Origin of the sequence: Halovenus marina, from assembly GCF_051414115.1 — an archaeon.
Taxonomy (GTDB): domain Archaea; phylum Halobacteriota; class Halobacteria; order Halobacteriales; family Haloarculaceae; genus Halovenus; species Halovenus marina.
This window is the reverse complement of sequence record NZ_JBLKNZ010000001.1, coordinates 181,493-200,678: the sequence shown is the minus strand read 5'-3', so window position 1 is coordinate 200,678 and position 19,186 is coordinate 181,493. Positions and strand designations below refer to the sequence as shown.

Below are 19,186 nucleotides of genomic sequence, written 5' to 3'. Positions count from 1 at the left end.
GGGATGATTGTATCACAGATGCTCCGATTCGACGCACTGGCGGGCGTGCCGGATGCCAGCCGCGTATTCGGCATTATGGTCGGCCGCTTCGATCTCGAGTTCCTGGAGGGTACGCCGCAGGTCCTCGGGGTCGATGTCGTCAGTCATCGGTTGCCTCCTCAACCGCATCGGAGACGCCGTCGGCGGCCTCCGACAGCTGGTCGGCGTAGACCCACAGCAGCGTGACGAGCCCAGCGTATGCAGCCCACCTCCTCGTCGGCCCGGTCGCGACGATCGTCTCGACGGCCTTGGTCCACCCGAGCAGCGGGAGCGTCGGCGAACTGGTCAGTTTCCGCGAGAGTGAGCGGATGCGCTGCCGGGCAGTCTGGTCACTCATCGTCGTCGAAGTACGTCGTGTCTTCGGGCTGGAGAACGTCCTCGCGGACGAGTACCCACTCCATCGCTTTCGGACCGGAGATGATCGTCGCCGCGATCATAATCGCCAGTATTGGGTCAGCCCCAGCGCTGATCGCGTAGCCGGAGAGTGCCAACGCGCCGATGCTGACGATGGAGTCGAGAACTCTCCACATGACTATCGACACTCCAAGAAACCGTCGACAGGCGTGATCGACGCGGCGGGTATGCGCCCGCAGCGAGTCGCGGATTTGATCACCGTTCGTTGCGCCGGACATTGCATATCACAAGATCACTCGCGGGGAGTCGAACCCCGCCACGCCCACTCCGAGCGTGTCGACCTGAGAGTGATGGGAACGGCCCACTGTATGCCGGATGCTGGTTGCGCGAGCGACGCCGATCAGACGTCGGGCCGCTATGCGTACGATGCAGACCCTCGCGATGAGACTCGGTCATCGGGGCACCTGACGAGTTTTTGACTACAATCACACAATTTCGTAAAAAGTAAGAGACATGAATTTGAATCCGAGATTATGCCTGGACAAGAATATCAACGACTCGTCCGCTTGATTCACGACCGTGCAGGGGACAATTTCCGGTCAGCGTGGAAATACGATATTACTGATTGGGAAGTGCTGTATATCCGGGACGATATTGCGACACCAGAACTCAAGAAGGCAGTTGTTGAAATTTTCCAGCACGCTCGCGACTACGAACCGATCGTAGATGCCAACAAATACGAGAAGATGGGGGAGATCGAAGCAAGCGTCGAACTCTACACAGATGCTGTATTAATTCATTTCTCTGAGACTGGAGAAGGTGGTGTCGTCGTGACACTCGAACGGGAAGCGAGTAAGGACTTAGCTGCGTTCGTCGATAATTGTAATTCGATCTTGAATCGGTCGTAGACGGCTATCGGAGCGCCCGGCCGACTGACAGCTCGAGATCGTCAGTCAGCCAGAGCTGGTCGGCGAGCTCAGCGACGTCGACGGCGTCGTCGCGACGACCGTCAGCGACGAGTTGCCGACTGGCGAGCCCGAGATACCAGTGGAACGGCGTCCGGTCGCGAACCTCCGTCCAGTCGAGGTCGTGGTCGACGGCGCCACAGGTACACTCGAGCCCGTAGGGCCCCATGTCGACGTGCTCGGTCGCGTACTCGAAGCCGACCATCGCCTCCGCAGTCCACCGACCACGGCCGCGCTTTGCTTCGGCCGTCGGCCGCTCGATGCTTTTGCGTTGTCTAAAGCACGACCAGCAAAAGCGGTGGTCCTGCTCGATGTCCTGGAGGAGTGCCCGCCCAGCTGCGCGAGCAGCACACTCGTCGGAGCAGTACGACCCGGCGATCGATGTCGACGGTGTTCGCTCCTGGTCGCACTCTTCGAGCGCGCACTCGTAGCGTTGCTCTGGGACGAGATCGACTGTAGACATGGGTGAGGAAACCAGTGGCTGTCGACCGACCGGCGCTGTGAACGCCGAGCGGGACAGACGTTATCACGATGTATCGGATTCCGGAGGGTTATAGGTGCGCTTACCCGCCAAAGTGGCAACTACCTGCCTGAGGTCCTCGGGATTCTGCTCGAGAGAGATATAGCCGCCATTTTGTAGGGTTTCTAGCGCCCGGGAAAGTGTCCGCTCGGAGAGATATGTCTCCGACAGCAGTTGCTGTCTCGTGACGGGTTCGTCTGCTTCGATCTTATCAAGGACGTAGGCGGCACTGGGCGGAAGGCTCTCGGCCCGCGTCGATGAGCCGCCGTTTGTAGTCATCCGTTGGGGTGTCCACCCCCGTCAGTTGCACTCTGCCAGTCCCAGACCTCACCTTCTACCTGTGCATCAGGGGTGTTGTCTGCATCAAGGGTGGGTGCTGGGTCGTGGATCGCCAACGACCACGTATAGGGATCCTGTACGTGGTCGTTGGTGGTTTCACCAAGATCGACGACTCCGGTGTTTGGCAACCCATCGTCCGAGTAGACAGTGGCCCCATGCTCACCCATTCCGGCGAGTGCATCGACAGCGCCGAGCGCTTCCAGTCGCTCCAGGGTCTGGCGGACGTGCTCTTTCGACAGGCCAGTAGCGTCGGCGATCTCGCGAGCGGTTTTCGATGTCTTCGACGAGCGGAGTTCGTCGACGATCGCCCGTTGCTTGTCCGAGAAGACCCACTCGATACCGTCGACCTGGACGTCGGCGAAGTCAGCTGGCATCGCATCAGTCCGAACGAACACTGTCGCGTGGCTCTCGGGGTCGTCTGGATTCCGGGCGTAGCGCCCGGCTGCCTGTGCGGTATGGTTCTCGCGAACGCTGGCGAGGATCGCCGCTGCGGTGTCAGCATCAGGGCCCGTGAATCCACGACCGTGGGCGCGCTCTTGCTCACCGTCCACGTCGACAGTCTCGGGCTCGGCGTCGAGGTCGAGTTCGGCGAGCAGATCCAGGACGTAGTCGTCGCCGGGGTCGACACAGCCTTCGACGAGTCCGACGCCCTCGTTCGCGAAGTCGTTGCGTGACTTCTCCTCACCGTAGTGCATCGTCTTCTCGTCGACGTCGTCGACGCCAGCGTCCTCGAGGATAGCCTGCAGTTGGTCCTCGACGGCGTTGGTGGTGATCGCCGTTCGGAAGTCACTGCCGTACTCTGCTCGGAGATGCTCGACGAGCGTCTCGACCTGGTCGCGCTGGAAGTACTCCCCACTCGCGAGTGGTCGAGTGGCTTCGCCGACCTGGACGACGCGCAACCCGCGTTCGTACCGGCGCCACAGTTGCCGCTCCTCCGACGCGAGGACCTCGGTCGTGTTGATGTGGGGCACCGTGTTGACTGCCCAGACGGGTTGGGCAGGGTGGGCATCCAGGCCGATCACGCTGCGGGCCTGTGAGAAGTCCGGCGCCGTCCGGACGGTGCGGATGTCGTTGTTTTCGTCCATCGCGACGGTCACCCAGACTCGGTTCCAGCCGTCGTCGTCGGCTGCGTTGGCGTCCAGGCGTGGGGGTTCGTGCGGTGTCTTCCCGACGCGTCGGCCGTTGCCCCGTGGTTCGGCGTGGAAGATCGCTCTCGCGAGCGCTGGCGCCAGTGTGTGGGCGTCGTCGTGTTCGATGTACCACTCGCGGTCTGGCTCGTAGTCGAGCGCACTCCGCAGCTGGTCACGCTCCTTGCCCGCGTCGCCACCCCAGCCGTCGTGCTCGACCAGCGAGATGAACGTCTCCCAGGTCTTGACCGGCGCGTCGGCAACTTGCAGGTAGGCGGTGATGGCGCGGGCGATCCGGTCCTTCGAGAGATCGGCGGTGAAGTCTGGCTCCTCGTCGATAACGACGTTGGTGTGCGCTCGTAGCGAGGGCACGTGCGCGAAGTTGTGCGTCGCGATGACGAGCGGATAGTCGCCGTTGCGGAGTTGCTCCCACTGACGGATTGCTGGGCACTCGGCTGGCTCGCCGTCATCGAAGTCGCCATCCTCCTCGTCGTAGGTCGTCGACGAGCCACGGCAACAGGGTAGCGTGACGTCCTGGTCGTTGTGGTCTTCGAGATACTGGTGGGCAGCACTGAACGGGATGCCCTTGCCCTCGCACTGCTGGTCGAGCCACTGGCTCGCAGGGACACCGTCCAGCGTGAGGACCTGTCGATCCTCGTCATCGCACTCGCGGGCTTCGCGAGGGTCGTGGTCGCCCGCTGCGACGGGGCAGGCTTCATGTCGACTTTTCAAGACGAAATACTGCCCTCCCTCGTCGGCGGCCGCCGCAGCGGCTTCGTCGCGTGCGTCCCGCGTCGCCGACAGATGGACGACCGGCTTGTCACCGGTGACGTCGTCGAACGCATCCCATCGGGTCGTCGCGACCGAGTAGGACTTTCCAAGCGACGTCGGCGCGTCGACGACCGTCTCGTCTCCGTGGCGCATCGTCTCCTTGAGTGTATCCAGAAGTTGGTCGCGAGCGTCGTCAGTCGTCGGCCACTCCAGCCCCCGACGTTGTGCAGCGCGTCGGCGCTCGTCGTGGGGCAGCGCTTCGAGTTGAGCGAGCGGAAGCGTACTCTCCGGGCTCGCGTCGACGTCCTGGTCGTCGTCGAGGATCGCGGCCTCGAGAAGCGGATGGTCCTCGCCGTCACCCGAACCGACGTCGTCGGATGAATCGTATGTCGGGATATCAAAGCCGAGGTCACGCAGGTGCTCGACGCCACGCCACCACTGCTGTCCCGTGGCTCGCTTTGGCGATGCGCGTTCCGGGCGCATCTCGCCAGCGTCGATGAGCGCCATCACAACCGGGCTGCCATACCCACCGCGGTCGCCGGTGTCCTGCCAAATACGGTCGTTGACGATGTTCGCCCGGCCGTTCGACGAGCGACCCCAGGTCGGCCAGAACGCACGGTAGCCGTCACTCGTCGAGACGTCGTCGTTCCACTGTGCGACGATCGTCTTCGCGGCGACGCGCTGGGCGTCCAACCGCTCCAGCGCTGCGAAGATATCACGGATGTCGTCCGTCGTTTCGTCTGCAGACGTCGCGACTGGCTCGTGTTCGTCGAGGTCGTACTCCCGTCGGTCAGTAGAGACGTCTTCGCGAGCGCGGTCACGGTTGGTCGTCGCGACCTCGTCGTTGGCCTCTAGGAGCGGATCGATGACGTCCTCGTCCCACTCGCGCACCTCGACGGGAGTGCCAGGGACGTGGTCGCCGGTCATCACGCACACACGCTTGCCGGGGTAAATCTCGATCGCAGGGAGGTCGTCGTTCTCGCCCCACGGGTCGGCGTCGAGTTGCCAGCTGGCTTGCTTGACTCCCTCGGGCAGGTCACCGCGATAGATGGCGTGAACACCGGCGCCGGACTGGGAGACGTCGGCATACGTGACACCGAGATGCTCGAGGAGCGCCACAAAGGCCGGGTGGACGTCGCCCGTCTCGGGACAGCGGACGTCGTCACCGTCGACGTAGACGTATGGGTCGGCTTCCTGCTGGAGGAACGCGCGCCCGTCGAGTCGGGGGTCGACCTCGGCCTTCGCGATGCCGGGGCCGTCGAGGTAGTTCTCGGTAAGCCCCCACTTCCAGCGGGCATCCTCGTCGGCGTCCGCATCGGCATGATCGCGGTCGGCCCAAGGGGCGAACGGCTTCTTATCCTGGTGACCCATCCACTGCTCGCGATCGAGAAGTTCGTCGGGCCAAGTTGCTGGTTCGGGGCTCGCGAAGTCTGCCTCGTCCCAGTCATCGAACCGTTTCTCGAAGTCTGTTCGTGACCGCGAGCGCGACCCTCTTATGCGGTCTCGGGTTCTCTCAGTGATATATTGCTCAATTTCCGGGGGGTCGCCGTCGACGACCTCGCGAACAGCAGCGGGTGATTCGCCGACAGCGCCAGCGATCTCGGGGATGTTGGCCTCGGGGTGGGTCTGCAGATACTGCTTGACCCTCTCCTCGAGTGGGAGTTTGTCGCCCGTCACGCTGACCACCCCCAGTCGTCGAGTGTGGTCTGTCCATCGCCCTCCGGCCGTCGATTAAGATCGGGGACGCCCTCCGTGGTCTCCTCACCGACATCGTCGTCGGTCACGACGTCGACGGTCTCACCGTCGGGGTCGTTGTACGCTGGGGCTTCGCTGATGTGCTGGTAGCTGGCGTCGATGCCGACGCCGTCGACGGAGCGCTTGCCAGCGACCATCAGGCGGTCACCCCCTGCTGCCCGCCGTTCGTTATAGTAACATGCGGTGTATCACTCGGCGTCTCGACATATCCACACCCGCCGCTGTCCGGCGTTCCCACTTGGGCATGACAAGTTTCAGTAAAGTGCCCGGGGAGGGCTCCGAACCCTCGATCTCCGCATATCCCAGGTCCGCGGATGACCGCGGCCGAGTGCGGGGAATGCCGCATGCAGTGAAACCCTATGAGTGCGGCGCTATGTCCAGCTAAGCCACCCGGGCGCACTCGTTGGTAACGCGGTGGGTGTCTTTAACGTTCTCATCGCAGTCGACTGGATCGGGAGTTTTGTTAGCTGTTTGTTTTTTCGAGGTTGTAGACACCAAGAAAGCCCCCGCCAGCTAAACTCGGGGTCTCGCTGTCGTTCGAAAGACGCTCCGCGTCTTTCGTGATGACGAGAGAGCTTCGCTCTCTCGAACCACGCGCTTCCCTCGCTTCCGCTCGGTCAGTGCTTGCGTCACCGGGAGAGCAAGCTCTCCCGAGCCCGCGGCGAAGCCGCGGACGCCCGCCTTCGTTTAGCTGGCAGCCCCTTTCAGTCCCACCTGCAGAGGCTGATCGGCCAGCCGAAGCGGGTGGGGCTTTCTTGGTGGTCAAAGCAATCGTCGGTACAACACCGCACAGTCCTAGAGCGCGAATCCGAGTCCGAACGTCAACACGAGTCCGAGAACGAGAACGACCAGCCCGAGACCAACCTGTCTGGGGGTGAAGTCACTCTGGGGTGCGGTGCTGCGAAGCGGCGGTTCGCGCGCTGGCGGCGTCGGTTCCGCTGGGTCGTACTCCGGCCGGTCGGATCCGTGGTCTGCCATGTCCGTGGCTTGGTCGGTCGGTCACTTCGGTGTATCGGCTCACTGTGATGACGCCACCGAGAGACAGCGTTCACACCCACGCGTCATGGAAAACCGGACGCCCACGCATCATGGAAAGTCATAGGTGCGCATACGGCCTATATCGAGTCAGCAACCAGTATGGTACTCACGAAACGCATCATTCCCTGCATCGACGTCGACGTGGACGAGGACGGCAACGCAGCGGTGTACACGGGCGTCAACTTCGAGGACCTGGAGTACACCGGCGACCCCGTCGAGATGGCAAAGCGGTACAACGAGTCCGGGGCCGACGAGTTCGTCTTCCTCGATATCACCGCCTCCGCGGAGGGGCGGGAGACGATGCTCGACACCGTGCGCGCTGTCGCAGACGAGATCTTCATCCCCCTGACCGTCGGCGGTGGCATCCGCACCCGCGAGGACATCAAGGAGACGCTCCGTGCTGGGGCCGACAAGGTGTCGATAAACACCGGCGCGCTCGACCGGCCGGAACTCATCGAGGAGGGCGCGGCCGCCTTCGGCAGTCAGTGTATCGTCATCTCCGTGGACGCACGGCGGCGCTACGACGACGAGGGTGACCACTACGTCGACGTCGACGGCGAGTCCTGCTGGTTCGAGTGTACGGTCAAGGGCGGCCGCGAGGGAACCGGCGTGGACGTGATCACGTGGGCCCGAGAGGCCGAACGCCGCGGCGCGGGCGAATTGTTCATCAACTCCATCGACGCCGACGGCACCAAGGAGGGGTACGACATCCCGCTGATGCGCGCTGTCTGTGACGAAGTCTCGACGCCAGTCATCGCCTCCTCAGGATGTGGCAGTCCAGAACACGCCTACGAGGTATTCACCGACGCCGACGCCGACGCCGCCCTCGCAGCGTCGATATTCCACTTCGGGGAGTACACCATCAGAGAGACCAAGGAGTATCTGGCCGAGCGCGGCGTTCCGGTTCGGCTGTGAACCGCGGGAAAGCCGTCTTCACGCGTTCTGCCTCACACCGCGTGAAGCGACATTCTTATCGTTCGGAGACAGCTATCGTCGGGCGATGGAGTGGCGGTGTGAGTGGTGTGGAAAGCCCCACGGGACCGACGACCCACCGTGTGACAACTGTGGCCACGGATCCTTCGAGAAGGCGGTCGTCAGACAGACCGACCTCGGGACAGAGGGCCACGAGTCGACGAAGATGTGGGTCTGTACGGAGTGTGGCCGCGAGCATCCGAAACACACACCACCCTGTTCTCGCTGCGGGGCGATGTCGCTCGAACGCCGCGAGGTTCGCGTCGACGACAGGGAGCTCTCGACCGGGGGCTACCTTGAGTATCTCGGGCAGAAACAGCTTCTCGCGCTCGGTGTCGCCGCCGCGCTGGCGCTCGTGCTCGCACTTGGCGTGTTCGGCGTTATCGACCTGCCTGGCCTCGGAGACAGCGGCGTCCCCACCGTCTCGAACGTGCCCGGAAACGCCTCGACGACAGGAGATGTCTCGCTGTCCGCGGTCGAATCGTCGTATCTCGCGACGCTGAACGACCGACGGACCGGCGCGGAATCGCAGCCACTCGACCGGGTGCCGGGAATCGACGCCGTTGCGACATACTACAATCAGCGCTGGGTCAAAGCTGAGTACGGCGACGGGTCAGTTTCGACGGAGGATATCTCGGGGCTGCTCGCCGACCGGTGTGACCGGACGCCGACGCTCAACGCATTTCGGGTGGAACGGCTCGGCTCTGACCCGGGCAGGACACTCGCGGAGTCACGACTCGCTCAGTCGCCACGGCTGGCCTCACTGACCGCCTCCCGAACTGGCATCGACACGCACGTCGCGCCGAACGGACGCGTGTTCGTCACGCAGATACTCTGTTAAAACTCGTCACGCAGATTCTGTTTTCGAACTAGCTCGCCGCCGTCTCGTAGGCGTCCTGAAAGCCCTCAGCCTTGTCGATGACACGCTGTGCGCCCGACTCGAGTGCGTCCAGGGCGTCAACGTCTGACTCCGTTTTGATGGTCAGGATCGGTTCGGTCTGCCCACCAGACTGCTCGGGGTTGACGTCGTAGGTGGCGGCCGACACGCCGTCGGTTTCGAGCAGCGCACCCTTCAGGACGTTCATGAACGTGTGATCTTCGCCAGCGACCTCGATGGAGAGCATCGTCTCCTCCTTTTCGATGACCCGCAGTTCCATACCCCACTATCCGCCGCTTGCGTACCTCAACCTTTCGACTCGAATCGAAAGCCGTGGCTCACAGTCTGCGAACGGCGTCGAGCGAACGCGCGCTCAAAACGGGAGTTTGGGCTCCAGCCGCGTGACGAGTTCCCGGATCGCCTCCTGATTGTAGTAGCCGACCACCGACAGGACCACGACGACCCAGACGAGCAAGAGCCCCGAGAGCAACTGCCCGTCGGCAATCTGTCCGCCCGCATACACGGTGAGGACGTACGCTGGCAGGCGGCCGATGCTGATGACCAGCAGGAACGTCCGCAGACGCCACTTCGTGAGACCGCTAAGAAAGCAGACCGCATCGTCGGGCAGGCCGGGGATGATCACGAAGGCGATCAGCCCCGGAATCCCGACGCTGTCGACGAACCCGTCGAAGCGAGCGATGACATCCTCGTGGAGCACGCTCTCGACGAACGGCCGACCGTAGCGCTTCGAGAGGCTGAACGCGATAGCACTGCCCAGAAGGACTCCTACGACGCTGTAGACGGTTCCGAGCGCGGCCCCAAACAGATAGCCAGCGATGAGGGCGACGACCTGGCCGGGGATCGGTGCAACGATCACCTGAAGCGCCTGAATGACGACAAACACCATCGGTGCGAAGAGACCGAACTGTTCGATCCAGGCGCGCAGTTCCTCCGGATCGAACAGAAATGGCGCGTATCGACGAGCCCAGAGATAGACCCCGATGACAATGGCGAGCAGCAGAACCATCGCCAGCACCCCCCGTATCCGGTCTTCCCGCGAGGAGAACAGCTTCATCCCCCTCGTACTACGGAAGCTGTCAACCTTCAATCTTCTCTGTTCCGGTCAGTTAGTTCGACACGTCAGCAACAGTCGGGTTGGAGGTGGTCCACCATGGCGCTGGATTTTTACGCGCTTGGCCGCGCCTTCCAGTATGGATCATCTGTCCTCGTGTTATTTCTGCGGCGTTGCAATCGAGGAACCACTCGGAACCTACCGACTCCCCGACAGCGGACCGACGGTCACGCTGTGTCCGACCTGTCGACGAAAGCTCGACACCCTACTCGAATCGACGTCTGCGGGCGTCGTGGCGAGTGTCACGGGCGCCGCCACAGATGTGGACGACAGCGCGGAACCCGCGAATCCCGATCACCCTGCCGAACAGGACGAGAGTGACAGTCAACAGTCCGAAGCTGCGGCGGAGAGTTCGTCTGCGGTGGAAACCGATGAATCTGCGCCCACCGATTCCGGAACGCGCGACGGCGACGCTTCCGACACCGAGGACGAATCTGAACGTGCTGACTCGGAGCGTGAGGACGTATCCGAAAGCAACGAGACGGACGACGAAGTGCTCGGAGAACCCGATGAGAAGGCCAGTGAGGACGAGCGCGAAAGCGAGTTGCAGGCGCAGATGGAACCCGACGTTCCCGACGAGTTCGAGGGCTCCGATGCGTCTGGCGACACGGACAGTTCGGACGCGGAGCCGTCCGACGAAGTCGACCAGGAGGTTCGCGAGGCCGACGACCTGGCGACGGGCGCGGTCGACATCGACGAACAACTCGACGCAGAACTCGACTCCGACCCGCTGGGCGACATCGACGAGTCCGGGGCGAGTAGCGACATGGACGCAGTCGATGAATCCAACGTGAGCAACGAGGCGGACGCAGCCGACGATTCGGGAGCGAGCGATACTGCAGACGAAGCGGCGGATGTTGCGTCGACAGACACCGACAGTGAATCCGCAGACGCTGGCGGTGCGGCCGGAGACAGCGCGGAGAGCACCGATGAGACGACAGCTACTGGTTCGGACACCGCCGCGCACGATTCGACAGGTTCGGAAAGCGAAACGGAGCCAGCAGACGAGGAGTCATCAGACGCATCGCGTGTCACCATCTCCGCACTCGAATACAACAAGGTGATGCGACTGCTCCAGAATCGGGAGTTCCCGGTCGACCGGGCCGAGATAGAGACGGTCGCGGCCAACGCCTACGGTCTCGCTGAGTCGGACTGTGCCGCAGTCATCGATCTGGCGATCGACCGCGACCTGCTGCGCGAGGAGGGTGGGCAACTGCGTCGCCCGTCGTGAACCCGTGAACTGTCTTCCGCTGTAATCGCGAGTCACGAGGAAACACATACGGGCGCTCGGGGTGAAGCGACGGTATGCAGTGTCAGACCCTCTGTGACAAACTCGACGAGCGACTCGACACCGACGCCTACGCGGATCTGGACGCGAGTGAGAACGGACTGCAGGTCGGCCCGGCCTCCCAGGAGGTAGATACCGTCGCCTTCGCAGTGGACGCCGCCGTCGAGACCATCGACCGCGCGGCCGCGGCCGACGCCGACCTGCTCGTGACCCACCACGGCATCTCCTGGGGCGGACTCGACCGCGTGACCGACAGCGCGTACCGACGGATCGCGCCGCTCATCGACAGCGACATCGCGCTGTACGCCGCACACCTGCCCCTCGACGGGCACCAGACCCACGGCAACGCCGCGGGCGTCGCAGACGCGCTCGACCTGAACAACCGCGCACCATTTGGCGAACTCGGACCCGAGTACGTCGGCCAGCGTGGCGTCCTCCCCGAGTCGACCACCATCGACGAGTTCACGGACCAGCTTGGAGGCAAACTCGATGCCGATCCGCAGGTTCTGGATTTCGGCCCCTCGACGATCCGAGACGTGGCGGTCGTGACCGGGAGCGGTGTCGACTGGCTCGAAGAGGCAAATCGCCACGACGTCGACGCCTTCGTCACTGGCGAGGGCAAACAGAAGGTGTACCACGAGGCCCGCGAGGCCGGGATCCACGTCCTGCTCGCCGGTCACTACGCGACCGAAACCTTCGGCGTTCGCTCGCTGCAGGAACTCGTCGACTCGTGGGGGCTCGAAACGACGTTCATCGACTGTCCGACCGGGCTGTGAGCGCGTCTGACTGATCGGCTGGATTCGCGCTCATCGCGGAACCGCACCGTTGAAACCTGCCGGTAGCGAACACCCGCGCATGACTGACGACCACACCGAGCCTTCGGGGGACAACGACTCCGAGGCGGGGCGCGAGGAGTTCAGCCACGACCCGGTCGGCCACGCGACTATCACCGCCGGGATGAGCGTCGCCGAACTCGTCGAGGAGTATGCGAAGGCAGGCATCGGCGCACAGACGATCCACGAGGCAGTCGACATCTACGCCGAGATGCTCGCTGGCGAGGACGTGCGGAACTTCTTCGGACTCGCCGGGGCGATGGTGCCCGCCGGGATGCGTCGGATCGTCTCGGATCTCATTCGTGATGGCCACATCGACGTGCTGGTGACGACAGGGGCGAACCTCACCCACGACAGCATCGAGGCCATCGGGGGCAAGCACCACCACGGCCGCGAGTCGGTCCCCGACCGGTCCGAGCGCGAACACGACGAACAGCTCCGCGATGAGGGCGTCGACCGAATCTACAACGTCTATCTGCCACAGGAGCACTTCGCGCTCTTCGAGAACCACCTCAGAAGCGAAGTCTTTCCCGAACTCGCAGACGAGGGGACCGTCTCGATCCAGCGCTTTACCGAACAGTTGGGCAAGGCAAACAGCAAGAGAAACGAGCGCGATGACGTCGACGAAGCGCCGGGCATCGCCGCCACGGCCTACGAACACGACGTTCCCATCTTCTGTCCTGCAGTGCAGGACTCAGTACTTGGGATTCAGGCGTGGGTGTACAGTCAGACCTCGGACTTCTCGCTGGATGCGCTCGCGGACATGACGATGCTCAACGACTTGGCCCACGAGAGCGAGCGAGCGGGCGCGATGGTCGTCGGCGGCGGCGTCCCGAAAAACTACGTGCTCCAGACGATGCTCGTCGCCCCCGACGCCTACGACTACGGCGTCCAGTTGACGATGGATCCGCCCCGGACTGGCGGTCTCTCGGGCGCGACGCTGGACGAGGCGCGCTCGTGGGGTAAACTCGAACCGAGCGCGCGGAACATCTCCGTCTACGGCGACGCGACGGTCACACTGCCGCTCGTCGTCGCTGGCGCTCGGGACGCACTCGCCGAGTGAAGGCCTCGTAGCAGTCCCGAACCCAGCGACAGCCACCGGTCGAGTTAATTACGTATAGACCGTACTACTGGCATGAGCGACGGATCACTGACCGAGGCGAACCGACCCGTGTCCCTCCAGACCGAGGAGGAACTCGACGACTTCGTGGCCGAGCACAGCGTCGCACTCGTCGAGTTCTACACCGAGGGGTGTGGCATCTGTCAGAGCATGGAGCCAGTTCTGGGCACCGTCGCGCGCGAGACGGACGCCGCTGTCGCAACGATCAACCCGCGCGACGACCCGCCACTCGTCGACCGATTCGAGGTGCAGAGCGTTCCGCTGTTCGTACTCGTTGTCGACGGTGAACCGGTCGCGCGGCGCGCCGAGGGGTTCATTCCGGCAGCGGATCTGCTCGACTGGATCGCAGACCGGTAGTCCGCGAACGCACTCGACTCAGCGAGTGCTGGTGGGCGAACGAACGCACCCGAAAGAGCATATCAGCGTACAGATACAGCTACAGAGAGAGGTCTGTCGTCCACGGTTCGAGATGCCGTTGTCGTCGGTCGTTTGTTCATCATGGTCTCCGTGGCAGTCTCAGATCGTCTTGATCTCGACGATATCGACCCGGTGGCCGGTGTCGTCGACGTGGCCTTCCGCTCGCGACTCCGCAGCGACTCGCGAGGGGTGAAAGTCGACCTGCCCGCACGCTTCACACTGGATTTCGTACATCGCGGATCGATAATCGTTTTCAACATTATTAATCATTATGGTTAGCGCAACTCAACTGGTGTCGAGTTGTTCCTGCCACTGTTGGACGCGGGCGAGCAGTTCGACAGGCGGGGTTTCGTTCACGTCGATGGCCTCAAGTTCGTCCAGTACTGCGCTGGTCTCCGGGTCGAGCGAGTCGGCTTCCGCCTCGTCGTTTTCCCCATCTGTGACTCCCGACTGGAACTCGCCCTGACCGAGATTGAACACCGCCTGCACCGGTTCGCCGCTCCCGCCTTTGGCCTCGATGGCTTTCTCCTCGCGGAGTCGTTCGAGCACGTCCCGGGAGCGGTCGACCACGGGGTCTGGCACGCCAGCCATGTCAGCGACGTGGATGCCGTAGCTTCGGTCTGTCGCACCCTCCCGGACGGTTCGGAGGAAGGTCACCTCGTCCGCAGAGGGATCCGCTGGAGAGTCTGGTTCACCGGCGACTGCCACGTGGACGTTCTCGACGCGGTCGAGGTGGTCGGCGAGCGCGGTCAGTTCGTGGTAGTGGGTCGCAAATAGCGTCTTCGCCCGGACCGTGTTGTGCAGGTACTCGGTGGCGGCCCACGCTATCGAGATGCCGTCGTAGGTGGCGGTCCCTCGGCCCACCTCGTCGAGGATGACAAGCGACCGCTCGCTGGCCGAGTGGAGGATGTTCGAGAGTTCCTGCATTTCGACCATGAACGTCGACCGCCCGCCAGCGAGTTCGTCGAGCGCGCCGACGCGGGTGTAGATACCGTCGACGACCCCGACGCGAGCGGACTGGGCGGGGACGAAGCTGCCGACCTGCGCGAGCAGCGTGATGAGCGCGGCCTGGCGCATGTAGGTCGACTTCCCGCTCATGTTCGGCCCGGTGACGATCAGAAACTGCCGACCTGCGTCGAGCAAGAGGTCGTTCGGGACGAAATCGGTCGTCTGTTCGACGACCGGGTGGCGGCCAGCCTCGATAGAAAGTGCCTGCCCGTCGTGCAGTTGTGGGCGCGTCCAGTCGTTGCCGACGGCATGTGCTGCGAAACTCGCGAGCACGTCGGTCTCTGCGAGTGCCCGGCCGACAGACTGCAACAGGTCGGCGCGCGCCCCCACACGGTCGCGTAGCGCCTCGAATCGCTGTCGTTCGAGGTCGTGGCGGCGCTCTTCGAGTCGGAGAATCTCGCGTTCGCGTTCCTCCAGTTCCGGGATGGTGTAGCGTGTGCTGTTTTTCAGCGACTTGATCTGCTCGTACTCGTCGGGGACAGCGTCGGTTTCGCTGTTGCCGACCTGGATGTAGTAGCCGTCGGTCTTGTTGCGGTCGACCGAGAGATGCGTAATTCCGTGTCTGTCCTTCTCACGCTCCGGCAGTCGATCGATCCACGCGAGCGCCTGCTCGTGGTCGGCGACGAGTTCGTCGAGTTCGTCGTCGTAGCCACGGGCGATGATTCCGCCCTGCGTGATCGTTCCGGGCGGTTCCGCGACCAGCGCACGGTCGAGTTCCACCGCCAGATCCGCGGCCGCGTCCAGATCCGGTGCTGCGAGCACGTCCACGAGCGCCGAGTCTGCAAGCCGGTCGGTCTGCTCGACCAGTTCGACCAGGTCCGAGACGACGCCGAGCGTCTCCGCGGCCGCCCGGAGGTCACGGGCGTCGGCGCTTCCCGACGTAGCACGCGAGGCGAGTCGCTCCAGGTCGTAGGTGCCATCCAGCAGGTCACGGAGTTGCTCGCGGGCCATCGCCGCTTCAGCGAGGGCAGCCACAGCGGACTGGCGGCGTTCGATCTCCGCGGTCGACTGACGGGGCCGCTGGAGCCACTCCGCGAGCAGGCGTCTGCCTGCGCTCGTGACGGTGTGGTCGACCGTCGAGAGGAGACTGCCGCTGTGCTCGCCGTGCATCGTCTCGGTGAGTTCGAGGTTGCGCTGGGTCGTCGCGTCGAGTTCGACGTGGTCGCCCCCGTCGTGTGTCTGCAGGCGCGTCATCGATTCGAGCACGCCCACGCCGCTGTCCTCGACGTAGGAGAGGACCGCCCCCGCCGCACGGATTGCCTGCTCGCCCGCGCCGACGCTCGCCGCCGTCTCCTCGCCGAACTGCTCGTGGACGCGGTGGCGCGCTCGGCCGGGCGCAAATGCCTCCGCCGAGTGAAGCGTCACGGTCGCGTCGGTTCGGTCGCGCAGTCTGTCGAGCAGCGACTCCTCGGCGCGCAGGTCCGGCCCCGGAAGCACCTCGACGGGGTCGAACCGGTAGAGTTCGGTCAGCAGTTCGTCCTGCGAGTCGGCCTCGGTGGCGTGAAATCGCCCGGTCGTCACGTCCGCGAAGGCGAGGCCGTACCCGTCCGTTCCCGAGACGAGCGCCGCGAGATACTGCGCATCGGCGTCGGTCGTTTCGAGCAGCGTTCCGGGCGTGACGACGCGCGTTATCTCGCGGGCGTGCCCGTCCGCAGTCTCGTACTGGTCAGCGACGGCGACGCGATAGCCGCGTTCGACCAGCGCCGTCAAATAGGGTTGCAGGTCGTCGACCGGAACGCCGGCCATCGGATACGAGGAGCCATGCGAGGACTTCTGGGAGACCTGCAAGTCGAGTTCTGCGGCGACCCGCTCGGCGTCCTCTGCGAAAAACTCGTAGAAGTCACCGCACTGCATCGCCAGCAGGTCGGCGTCGGTCTCGGCTTTCAGGTCGAAGAACTCGCCGACGATGCCCCCGGCTTCTGTCATACCCATCCGTGGGTGCGTGGGTGATTAAAACGCTGTGGGTCACATCGCGACCGTCGACACGACCGGAGAGACCGACACACGAACGCGAGCGGGGCACAGCCGACTCAACTATCGATCGGTCCGTCAAGGTCGATATCAAATTTGTTGCTCATGTACTCTTCGACGGTCTCGACCTCCTCGGTCGCGAGTTTCCGGTCGAAGATGGTCAGTTCTGCCATCCGGCCGTCGAAGTACCACATCGGGTCGCCCTCTGACGGAACGCGCTCCCAGCGGCCGACCTGAATGTCCCGATTGGAGGACAGGTCCAGTTCGTCAGGCGACCGGGCGACTTCCTGCCCGTTGACTCTGATGACGAACTCCTCGCCGTTGTACATGTGCGTCAACACGATCCACTCGTCTTTGCTCTCGGAGCCGGAGCTAAAGTCCACGTCGGCGGATCCCCAGTGCTGGCCGCGCCACTTCCCCTCGACATCGCTCGGTGGGTGCTGGCACTGGTCGACGGCGTAGGAACTGCACGTTCGCATCGAGAACTCCTGACCGGGGGAGCCCGCCTCCCCGACGGTCCACGCCCCGCCCCGCGAGAAGGTTTCCACCTTCAGCGTCGCCACGATAACGATCCCCGAATCGCCGTCGACACCCATCTCGGTGACGTCGCGGTTGATCCTGAGGTAGTCACCGTCGGTGTCTCCAGGGTCCGGGTCGGAATCGCTCGGGTCGACGCCGCTGTGGTCCGCGTCGAACTCGACGACGTCGCGCCCGAGCGCTGAATCCGTCACCAGTTCCGGTCGATGGCTCGCATCCGGCTGTGTCGCGTGGAAGTCGTTCGGCCCCTCGTCGGTCCACTCGGTGACCGCTCCGCTCTCAGTCTCGACTGCGTCCGCTCTGAGCCACAGGGCGCAGTTGTTCTCCCGGAGTTCGGAGAGGAGCGCGGAAAAGTCGTCGCCGGTCGCGTCGAACTGCGTCTGCTGAAAGCCGGGACATGCGTCCTCGTCGTGGATCCCAATATCCTCGTCGAGTCTGTCCGGGACGCCGAGTACCATCCCGGCGAGAACCACCGCGAGGAGCAGCACAATCGCGACCATCAGTACCACACCGACGGCTGGTGAGATACCGCGTTCGCTCCACCGGGGTGGTTCGACCATTACACTAATACCCATATCTGATAATAATAAAGACATACCAGTGAATTCAGAGCGTGAGAATGCCCGAATTTAGCGAGATACGGCCAATTCCGCAGAAGCCCAGTCTGCTATCAAATCGTGATCTGAGTATGCAGCGGGGGACGGAACGGGGGCTGCATACGGGGTCGGCTCCGAGACGGTCAGCCCTCGACGATATCGAGAAGCGTCGCCGTGCGCTCGACGAGCATCGCCGCGTCGGGGGCGACGAGCGTCAGCGACGAGCGTGCGTCGTCGCGTCCGACGAGCGCGACCGGTGCGGATCCGCTCTCGGTGAGCGCACCAGTCACCGTCTGGTCGATCCGCCCCTCGTCTGCTGGCTGGTCGTACTCGACGAGCGGCCACTCCAGACGCTCCAGGGCGAGTTCGATGTCCGCGTCGAGGCGACAGTTGACAGCAAACCGGCAGTCGGCGTCGACCTCTCTCGCGGCGAGCAACGTTCGTGCGACACGGTCCGACCCGCCGAAGCGAACGTCACCACAGGCCCGGACTCCGTCCTGTGTTCGGTGGAGATGGCCGTCGACTGCGGCACATTCGCCGGGTACCTCTGCGTAGGGGGTCGCGCCGACGACGTTCGTCCCCACGTCGGGCACGAGTCGGGAGATATCTCGCTCGACGAACTCATCGACGATGTCGCGGACGCGCTCGGCGGTTGGCTGTCGTTCCGCGCGGTCCCGGACTGCGACCATGTGGTGGACTGCACCGGGACCCTCGCCCACGTCGAGGTGATAGCGAACCGCGCGAGCGAGCAGGTCGATACCCGCCCGGACCGCGACGGGCAGGTCGTCGCCGTACGCGAGTCGTGTCGCGATTGCGGCCGACAGCGTACAGCCAGACCCGTGGGTCGCGTCAGTCTCGACGCGCGGGTGTCTGACCGTCTCGACGACGTCGTCGGTGACGAGCACGTCGACGACGTCCTCGCCGGGGACGTGCCCGCCCTTGACTAAAGCGCCGTCGACACCCATCTCGACGAGGGCCTCGCCAGCGCGCTGTGCCTGTTCGGTGTCGGTGACGTCGATGCCGGTGAGCACTTCTGCTTCGTCGGCGTTTGGCGTCACCAGCGTCGCCTCGGTGGCCAGGTCCTCGTAGGCCGCCTCCGCGTCGGGGTCGAGCAACCGGTCGCCTGAGGCCGCGACCATCACGGGGTCGACGACCGCTGGCAGATCCGCCTCCCGGAGCGTCTCCGTGACGAGTTCGACCACCTCCGTCGTGGCGAGCATCCCCGTCTTGACCGCCGCCACGTCGAAATCACCGAGGACTGCCTGACACTGTGCCTCGACTTCGTCGATGGGGAGGACGTGCGTGCTCTCGACGCCCTGCGTGTGCTGGGCGGTGGCGCTCGTGATCGCGCTCGTTCCGAACGCACCACCGGCCTCGATAGTCTTGAGATCAGCCTGAATGCCCGCTCCGCCGCCCGAGTCGCTGCCAGCGATGGTCAGCACGACCGGAGGCGAAACTGGCGCTTCCCTGCGAGTCATATCCGGTGGTACAACCCGGCGATACAAAGCCGTAGCGGGATCGCACAGT

General features: G+C 64.0%; 21 protein-coding genes and 1 tRNA gene. 7 read left to right on the top strand and 15 right to left on the bottom strand.

Annotated features, from left to right (window positions below):
• Positions 1–12: 12 nt before the first annotated feature.
• From ACMGFL_RS01085 to ACMGFL_RS01075, 3 genes are read right to left on the bottom strand one after another with little or no spacing between them, the layout of a single operon-like run.
• Entirely contained in the window at positions 13–147 is a 135-nt protein-coding gene (locus tag ACMGFL_RS01085; protein WP_436933679.1) for a hypothetical protein, read from the bottom strand.
• A complete protein-coding gene (locus ACMGFL_RS01080; RefSeq protein WP_436933678.1) occupies positions 140–376 on the bottom strand; it encodes a hypothetical protein in 237 nt (78 codons plus the stop codon). Before ACMGFL_RS01080 ends, ACMGFL_RS01085 begins: the two co-directional genes overlap by 8 nt.
• The gene (locus ACMGFL_RS01075) at positions 369–569 is read right to left on the bottom strand and encodes a hypothetical protein (RefSeq protein ID WP_436933677.1); all 201 of its coding nucleotides are present in this window, start codon (positions 567–569) and stop codon (positions 369–371) included. Before ACMGFL_RS01075 ends, ACMGFL_RS01080 begins: the two co-directional genes overlap by 8 nt.
• A 357-nt stretch (positions 570–926) precedes the next feature.
• On the opposite strand from ACMGFL_RS01075, the gene ACMGFL_RS01070 reads away from it, so the two are divergent.
• Entirely contained in the window at positions 927–1,301 is a 375-nt protein-coding gene (locus ACMGFL_RS01070; protein WP_436933676.1) for a DUF7522 family protein, read from the top strand.
• Between the two features lie 4 nt (positions 1,302–1,305).
• On the opposite strand, the gene ACMGFL_RS01065 is transcribed toward ACMGFL_RS01070, so the two are convergent.
• The 6 genes from ACMGFL_RS01065 to ACMGFL_RS01040 all read right to left on the bottom strand — a co-directional run bounded on the left by ACMGFL_RS01065 (position 1,306) and on the right by ACMGFL_RS01040 (position 6,848).
• Positions 1,306–1,821 (bottom strand): hypothetical protein, encoded by a 516-nt coding sequence (locus tag ACMGFL_RS01065; RefSeq protein WP_436933675.1) that lies wholly within the window; start codon positions 1,819–1,821, stop codon positions 1,306–1,308.
• A gap of 63 nt (positions 1,822–1,884) precedes the next feature.
• Positions 1,885–2,157 (bottom strand): MarR family transcriptional regulator, encoded by a 273-nt coding sequence (locus ACMGFL_RS01060; RefSeq protein WP_436933674.1) that lies wholly within the window; start codon positions 2,155–2,157, stop codon positions 1,885–1,887.
• A complete protein-coding gene (locus tag ACMGFL_RS01055) occupies positions 2,154–5,792 on the bottom strand; it encodes a hypothetical protein (protein WP_436933673.1) in 3,639 nt (1,212 codons plus the stop codon). The genes ACMGFL_RS01060 and ACMGFL_RS01055 overlap by 4 nt, the downstream gene beginning before the upstream one ends.
• Entirely contained in the window at positions 5,789–6,007 is a 219-nt protein-coding gene (locus ACMGFL_RS01050; RefSeq protein WP_436933672.1) for a hypothetical protein, read from the bottom strand. The genes ACMGFL_RS01055 and ACMGFL_RS01050 overlap by 4 nt, the downstream gene beginning before the upstream one ends.
• 126 nt (positions 6,008–6,133) lie before the next feature.
• A tRNA-Met gene (locus ACMGFL_RS01045) sits at positions 6,134–6,266 on the bottom strand.
• A gap of 399 nt (positions 6,267–6,665) precedes the next feature.
• A complete protein-coding gene (locus tag ACMGFL_RS01040; protein ID WP_436933671.1) occupies positions 6,666–6,848 on the bottom strand; it encodes a DUF7550 family protein in 183 nt (60 codons plus the stop codon).
• A 159-nt stretch (positions 6,849–7,007) separates the two neighbouring features.
• Between ACMGFL_RS01040 and hisF the strand changes: the two genes are divergently transcribed.
• Both hisF and ACMGFL_RS01030 read left to right on the top strand, forming a co-directional pair.
• On the top strand, positions 7,008–7,823 hold the full coding sequence (gene hisF / locus ACMGFL_RS01035; RefSeq protein WP_436933670.1) for an imidazole glycerol phosphate synthase subunit HisF: 816 nt from the start codon (positions 7,008–7,010) through the stop codon (positions 7,821–7,823).
• An 85-nt stretch (positions 7,824–7,908) separates the two neighbouring features.
• Positions 7,909–8,721, top strand: coding sequence for a hypothetical protein (locus ACMGFL_RS01030; protein WP_436933669.1), 813 nt, complete (start codon positions 7,909–7,911; stop codon positions 8,719–8,721).
• A 28-nt stretch (positions 8,722–8,749) separates the two neighbouring features.
• Here ACMGFL_RS01030 and ACMGFL_RS01025 read toward each other — a convergent pair whose 3' ends face one another.
• On the bottom strand, positions 8,750–9,037 hold the full coding sequence (locus ACMGFL_RS01025; RefSeq protein WP_436933668.1) for a DNA-directed RNA polymerase subunit L: 288 nt from the start codon (positions 9,035–9,037) through the stop codon (positions 8,750–8,752).
• A gap of 93 nt (positions 9,038–9,130) precedes the next feature.
• Positions 9,131–9,832 (bottom strand): TVP38/TMEM64 family protein, encoded by a 702-nt coding sequence (locus tag ACMGFL_RS01020; protein ID WP_436933667.1) that lies wholly within the window; start codon positions 9,830–9,832, stop codon positions 9,131–9,133.
• A gap of 136 nt (positions 9,833–9,968) precedes the next feature.
• Here ACMGFL_RS01020 and ACMGFL_RS01015 point away from each other — a divergent pair, with 136 nt between their 5' ends.
• The 4 genes from ACMGFL_RS01015 (at position 9,969) to ACMGFL_RS01000 (ending at position 13,487) form a co-directional block, all read left to right on the top strand.
• Positions 9,969–11,120 (top strand): putative sodium/potassium/calcium exchanger, encoded by a 1,152-nt coding sequence (locus ACMGFL_RS01015; RefSeq protein ID WP_436933666.1) that lies wholly within the window; start codon positions 9,969–9,971, stop codon positions 11,118–11,120.
• A gap of 74 nt (positions 11,121–11,194) precedes the next feature.
• Positions 11,195–11,953 (top strand): Nif3-like dinuclear metal center hexameric protein, encoded by a 759-nt coding sequence (locus tag ACMGFL_RS01010; RefSeq protein WP_436933665.1) that lies wholly within the window; start codon positions 11,195–11,197, stop codon positions 11,951–11,953.
• A gap of 79 nt (positions 11,954–12,032) precedes the next feature.
• Positions 12,033–13,073: a deoxyhypusine synthase gene (locus ACMGFL_RS01005; protein ID WP_436933664.1), complete on the top strand. Its 1,041-nt coding sequence runs from the start codon at positions 12,033–12,035 to the stop codon at positions 13,071–13,073.
• A gap of 72 nt (positions 13,074–13,145) precedes the next feature.
• On the top strand, positions 13,146–13,487 hold the full coding sequence (locus ACMGFL_RS01000) for a thioredoxin family protein (protein ID WP_436933663.1): 342 nt from the start codon (positions 13,146–13,148) through the stop codon (positions 13,485–13,487).
• Positions 13,488–13,646: 159 nt separating this feature from the next.
• Here the strand turns inward: ACMGFL_RS01000 and ACMGFL_RS00995 are convergent, their stop codons facing one another.
• From ACMGFL_RS00995 to thiD, 4 genes are all read right to left on the bottom strand, one after another.
• A complete protein-coding gene (locus tag ACMGFL_RS00995) occupies positions 13,647–13,781 on the bottom strand; it encodes a hypothetical protein (RefSeq protein WP_436933662.1) in 135 nt (44 codons plus the stop codon).
• A 51-nt stretch (positions 13,782–13,832) separates the two neighbouring features.
• Positions 13,833–16,481, bottom strand: coding sequence for a DNA mismatch repair protein MutS (gene mutS / locus ACMGFL_RS00990; RefSeq protein ID WP_436933661.1), 2,649 nt, complete (start codon positions 16,479–16,481; stop codon positions 13,833–13,835).
• 104 nt (positions 16,482–16,585) lie between these two features.
• Complete coding sequence (locus ACMGFL_RS00985) at positions 16,586–17,623, bottom strand: archaellin/type IV pilin N-terminal domain-containing protein (RefSeq protein ID WP_436933660.1); 1,038 nt, start codon at positions 17,621–17,623, stop codon at positions 16,586–16,588.
• A gap of 179 nt (positions 17,624–17,802) precedes the next feature.
• The gene (gene thiD / locus ACMGFL_RS00980; protein ID WP_436933659.1) at positions 17,803–19,137 is read right to left on the bottom strand and encodes a bifunctional hydroxymethylpyrimidine kinase/phosphomethylpyrimidine kinase; all 1,335 of its coding nucleotides are present in this window, start codon (positions 19,135–19,137) and stop codon (positions 17,803–17,805) included.
• Between the last annotated feature and the right edge of the window lie 49 nt (positions 19,138–19,186).